The 5440-nt window shown below is 72.6% G+C and carries 3 protein-coding genes; 1 reads left to right on the forward strand and 2 read right to left on the reverse strand.

Annotated features, from left to right (window positions below):
- Positions 1–570: 4'-phosphopantetheinyl transferase family protein (locus tag CVO76_RS14875; protein ID WP_208739947.1), on the forward strand; the 570-nt coding region annotated here is incomplete at its 5' end.
- A 62-nt stretch (positions 571–632) separates the two neighbouring features.
- On the opposite strand, the gene CVO76_RS14880 is transcribed toward CVO76_RS14875, so the two are convergent.
- Positions 633–2000 carry a M1 family metallopeptidase gene (locus CVO76_RS14880; RefSeq protein WP_208739948.1) on the reverse strand — a complete coding sequence of 456 codons (1368 nt, stop codon included), beginning with the start codon at positions 1998–2000 and terminating at the stop codon, positions 633–635.
- A partial coding sequence (locus CVO76_RS14885; protein WP_208739949.1) for a Pls/PosA family non-ribosomal peptide synthetase occupies positions 1997–5440 on the reverse strand: 3444 nt, incomplete at its 5' end. The genes CVO76_RS14880 and CVO76_RS14885, both read right to left, overlap by 4 nt.

Here is a 5440-nt window from a genome sequence, read left to right on the forward strand (position 1 = left end):
GTCTCAGGGCCCTTCGTCGCCGGACGGTACCTGCTGCGCGCTCTGGCCGCCGAGCTGCTCGGCGTGGAGGCCCGCCGTCTCACCTCGAGCTTCACCTGCCCCCGGTGCACCCCGGCGGGCGGGTCCGATCACGGCCGGCCGGGGTACCTGCTCGACGGCGAACGCCTGCCCGTGGCGCTCAGCCTGTCCCGCGCCGGTCGGGTGATCCTGCTCGCGGGCCTGGACCTGCGTGGCTCCGTCCGCGACCCGAGTGCCGGCATCGGCGTGGACCTGGAGCGGGTCGCGGATGTGGGGTTCGACGGGTTCGACGACGTCGCCCTCACGCCTGCGGAACGGCGCTCCCTGCGGGGGTTGTCCGTGCCGCGCCGGCCTGCGGCACGGGCTCGCCTGTGGTCGCGGAAGGAAGCCCTGGTCAAAGCCCTGGGAACGGGGTTCGCCGACCGGGGTCCTGACGAGGTGGACGTGCTGATGGACGACAGGATCACCGACGTCCTGGAGGTCGGCGGGGTGCTGCTCGGAACCCTGGGCCTCGCGGCCGCCGTCGCCGTTAGTCCCCTCCCTACCGGGTAGTCCCCCTCCCTACCGGTTGGTCCCCGCACGCGCCGGGCTGCACCGGGTCCGGCCCGCAGGCGTCACAGGGCGGGGAGGTCCTCGGCGAACAGCCAGGGTGCCAGCAGCGCTCCGACGTCGATGCCCTGCAGGGTGCGGGTGGCGAAGGCGAGGAAGTCCGGCGTGGTCACGGACCCGAACCGGTACTCCTCCGACCACGCGCGCAGGAGTCCGAAGAACGCGTCGTCACCGGCGGCCCTCCTCAGCGCGTGCAATGCCAGCGCGCCTCGCTTGTACACGCGGTCGTCGAACATGTCGGAGGCACCCGGATCACCGATGGTGAGGTCCTGCGGTTCCCGGGTGAGGCGCTGGTGGGTGGACAGCGCGCGGGCGTCCGCCGTCGTCGATCCGCCGGCCTCGGACCACAGCCACTCGGCATAGCAGGCGAAGCCCTCGTGCAGCCAGATGTCCTGCCACCGGGCGGCCGTGACGGCGTTGCCGAACCACTGGTGCGCCAGTTCGTGGGCGATCAGCCGCTGCGCCTCCCAGTCCTGGTCGAGGTGGTTGCGGCCGATGATGGAGAGCGTCTGCGCCTCGAGGGGGATCTCCAGCTCGTCGTCCGCGACGACCACGAGGTACTGGGGAAAGGGGTACGGCCCGAAGTGCCGCTCGAAGGCCGTCATCATCTCATGATGGCGGGCCAGCGAGGCCCTCGCGGCGGGCACGAGCGACGGCGGGACGGCGGCGTACTGCGGCACCGGCTGTGCAGGATCGCGCGGCACTGCGTGTGCGGGAAGCCCGACGGCGGGCCGTGCCGGGTCGTTCAGCGCCACGAGCTCGTAGCGCCCGATCTGGACGGTCGCGAGGTAGGTGGCCATCGGCTCCGCCTGCTCGTAGACCCACGTGGTCCGACTGGACTTGGCGATCCGCGAGACGAGCACACCGTTGCAGACGGCGCGGTAGCCGGCGTCGGTGGTCACCGTGAACCGGTAGCGGGCCTTCCGGGACGGGTGGTCGTTGCACGGGAACCAGGACGGCGCTCCGGTGGGCTGCCCGGCCACGAGGACGCCGTCGGTCAGTTCCTCCCACCCGACCTCGCCCCAGGTACCGGAGATCGGCTCGGGGTTGCCTTCGTAGCGGATGTCGAGCCTGAACTCGGCGTCGTCGGGCACCGGGTCTCGGAACCCGATCACGAGCTTGCCGGCGCGATCCTTGAAGGAGCGCACCCGCACGGTGTCGGACGTGACCTTCGTGGTGCGCAGTCCGCTGAGGTCCAGCTCGAGCTCCCGAAACTCGTGCTGGGCGGTCATCGTCAGGACGGCACGGCCGGACAACCGGTTGCTGGCGAGCCTGTAGTCGAGGGTCAGGTCGTAGTGCCCCACCCGGTAGGAGGTGCTGCCGTTGGCCGGCGTGTACGGGTCCGGTGAGCAGGCCTCTGCGTCACCGCTCACGCACCGTCCCCCGGACCCGACCACGAGCTGACGGGATTACCCATCCAGTAGCTCCCCGCGGGGACGGTCTCGCCGCGCATCACGAGCGACGCGGGGCCGACCGTGCCACCCGCGGCGATGTCCGCAGCGGGAAGGATCACACTGTGCGGGCCGAGGGTCGCGCCTGCGGCGAGCTCGACGGTGTCCATGCTCATGATCCTGTCATGGAAGAGATGCGTCTGCACGACGCAGCCACGGTTGACCGTCGAACCGTCGCCGAGCGTCACGAGGTCCGCCTCCGGCAGCCAGTAGCTCTCGCACCAGACACCGCGTCCGATCCGCGCGCCGAGCGCCCGCAACCACCAGACCAGGGCCGGGGTACCGCTGGCGGCACGGGCGAACCATGGCGCGCTCACGCTCTCGACGAAGGTGTCCACGACCTCGTTGCGCCAGATGAAGGAACTCCACAGGGGATGCTCGGCCGCCTGGATCCGCCCGACCAGCAGCCACTTCGCGGCGACGGCGCTGCCGGCCGCGACGGCGCCGAGCATCATGAAGACCACGCCGCTCAGCAGCGCCGCCACCGGATACCCGCCCCGGAGGGCGAGTGCGTCGAAGATGACGAGCGCGCCCGCCGCGATCATCACGGTGAGGATGACCGGCACCACGCGGCACAGTTCCCAGAAGGCCCGGGCGGCCTTGAGCCTCCGCGGAGGCTGGAAGGTGCGGCTCTGGTCGCCCGTCACGGCGAGCCGGCGCAGGCGCGACGGCGGACTGCCCAGCCAGGAACTGCCGGCCTTGGCCTTTGCGGGCGTGGCCGAGAGCACGGCGACGAGCGAGTTCTTGGGCACCCGCCGCCCCGCGGACGTCATGCCCGAGTTGCCGAGGAACGCGCGCCGCCCGATCTTGGCAGGAGCGATCCTGAGGTAGCCGCCGCCGAGTTCGTACGAGGCCACCATGGTGTCGTCCGCGAGGAAGGCACCCTCGTTGATCGTGGTCATCCTGGGGATCAGCAGCACGGTGGAGGCCTCGACGTTCCGACCCACACGTGCCCCCAGCAGCCGGAGCCACACCGGGGTGAAGAGGCTGGCGTAGAGGGGGAAGAGGAGGTCCCGCGCCAGGTCGAGCGTGCGCTCGGTGGCCCAGATCTGCCACCCGATCCGGCTGCGCGCCGGGTAGAAACCCTCCCGCAGGCCGATTCCGAGCAACCGGACGGTTCCGAGCACGAGGACGGCGTTCCCGATGAGCCAGAGGACCGCCGCGAGGACCACGGACCCCACGAGGGACGGCCAGACCGCCGAGAGCGACGGCGCTCCCCGCAGGGCGGCCACGACCGGGAGGGCGGCGATGACGGCGGCGACGTACGGGATGAGGGCGAGGGCTCCGGATGCCGCGGCGAACCCGAGGAACGACAGGCCGGTCCGCAGCCGAGACCGCGGCGGCGGAGCATCCGGCCACCCGTGCTTCGCCCTGCCCGCCCGCTTCGCGGGCGAGCCGGAGACGAACTGTCCGGGCCCGACGGCGCCCTGGACGGCGGAACCGGGCGCCACCTCGGCGCCGGCGCCGATCCTCGCGCCCGGCATCAGGGTGCTGCGCGCACCCACCACGGCCCCGGCTCCGACGGAGACGGCCCCGATGTGGACGCGGTCGCCGTCGATCCACCAGCCCGAGAGATCGACCTCGGGTTCCACCGATGCGCCGGCGCCGAGGGTCAGGAACCCTGTGACCGGCGGGACGGAGTGGAGGCTGACGTCCGGGCCGATCCGCGCTCCGAGGGCCCGCGCGTACACCGGCACCCAGGGTGCGCTCGCGAGGCCGACCGCGCCCACGCTGTCCGAGATCTGCTCGGCCAGCCAGAGCCGGAGGTGGACCTTGCCGGAGCGCGGGTACACCCCGGGCTGAACGCCGCCGAGGAGGATACGGGCGGCCGCCGCGGACAGCGCCATGCGGCCGAGGGGACTGACGAAGACGAGCCAGGACAGTCCCACCCACCACCAGGACAGGGTGGGAGCCGCCGTCAGGAGGCCCGTGCCCCCGAGCACGTTGGCCGCGATCATCGCGTAGGTCAGCCAGCGCATCCCGGCGAGGAATTGCAGGGGGATGCCCATGACGGTCTGGAAGACCTGCGACCTGGTCGTGGTGCGCCGCACGGTCCGCGGTGGTGCGGGAGACCGCTCGCCGCCGTCGCCCGTCCCCGCGGCGAAGGCGGCGAGCGCGCCGAGCCGTGGGTGGGCGTAGACGTCCGCCACGGTGATGACCGGGTACCTCGAGCGGATGAGCGACACGAGCCGCGCAGCCGCGAGGGACCCACCGCCGTGCAGGAAGAAGTCGGCGTCCTCGTCCGCCGGCACCGAGCCGAGGACTGCCGCCCACTGGTCGGCTATCCACTGCACGCGCGGGTCGAGACCCCGCGGATCCCCGGGTTCCCCGACACCGGGGAGGGGCCACGGCAGGGCGTTCCGGTCCACCTTGCCGCTCGTCTTGGTCGGCAGCGAGCCGGCGAGGGTCAGCAGCGGTACCAGCGCCGCGGGAAGGCGCTCCGCGAGGAGGTCCCGCAGCTCAGGGAGATCGGGCTCGGGCCCGGCCGCCACCAGATAGCCGACCAGCAGCTGGTTGCCCGATGGCGTCGACTGCACCGCGGCGGCGGCCGCGGAGATCCCGGGGAGGGACTGGAGCGCAGCGTCCACCTCCCCGAGCTCGATGCGTCGGCCCCCGAGCTTGACCTGGTCGTCCGCGCGCCCCACGAAGACGAGCCCGGCGGCCTGCAGCCGGACGAGGTCTCCGGAGCGGTAGGCGCGGTCCCAGCCGAGCGTGGGCATCGGCGCGTACTTCTCGGCGTCCTTCCCGGGGTCCAGGTAACGGGCCAGGCCCACTCCCCCGATGATGAGCTCGCCCGTGCCGTCCTCCCGCACCGGCACGCCGGACTCGTCCACGACGGCGAGGTCCCAGCCGTCCAGTGGCAGGCCGATGCGCACCGGCCCGTCCCCGCCCAGGCGTGCTGCACACGCGACGACGGTCGCCTCGGTGGGTCCGTAGGTGTTCCACACCTCACGGTCGTGCACGGCGAGGCGCTGCGCGAGTTCCGGCGGGCAGGCCTCGCCGCCGAAGATCAGGAGCCGCACGTTCTCGAGGGATTCCGATGGCCACAGGGCGGCGAGCGTGGGCACCGTAGACACGACGGTGATGCCGCGCGCTATCAGCCAGGGACCGAGGTCGACGCCGGTCCGGACGAGCGCTCGGGGCGCGGGCACGAGGCACGCGCCGTGCCGCCACGCCAGCCACATCTCCTCGCACGAGGCATCGAAGGCCACGGACAGGCCCGCGAGCACCCGGTCCGCGGGACCGATCGGTTCGCGCTGCAGGAAGAGGCGTGCTTCCGCGTCGACGAAGGCGGCCGCCGAGCGGTGCGTGACAGCCACGCCCTTCGGCGTCCCCGTGGAGCCGGACGTGAAGATGATCCA

This window comes from Arthrobacter agilis, from assembly GCF_002953615.1.
In the GTDB taxonomy this organism is placed as follows: Bacteria; Actinomycetota; Actinomycetes; order Actinomycetales; family Micrococcaceae; genus Arthrobacter_D; species Arthrobacter_D agilis_B.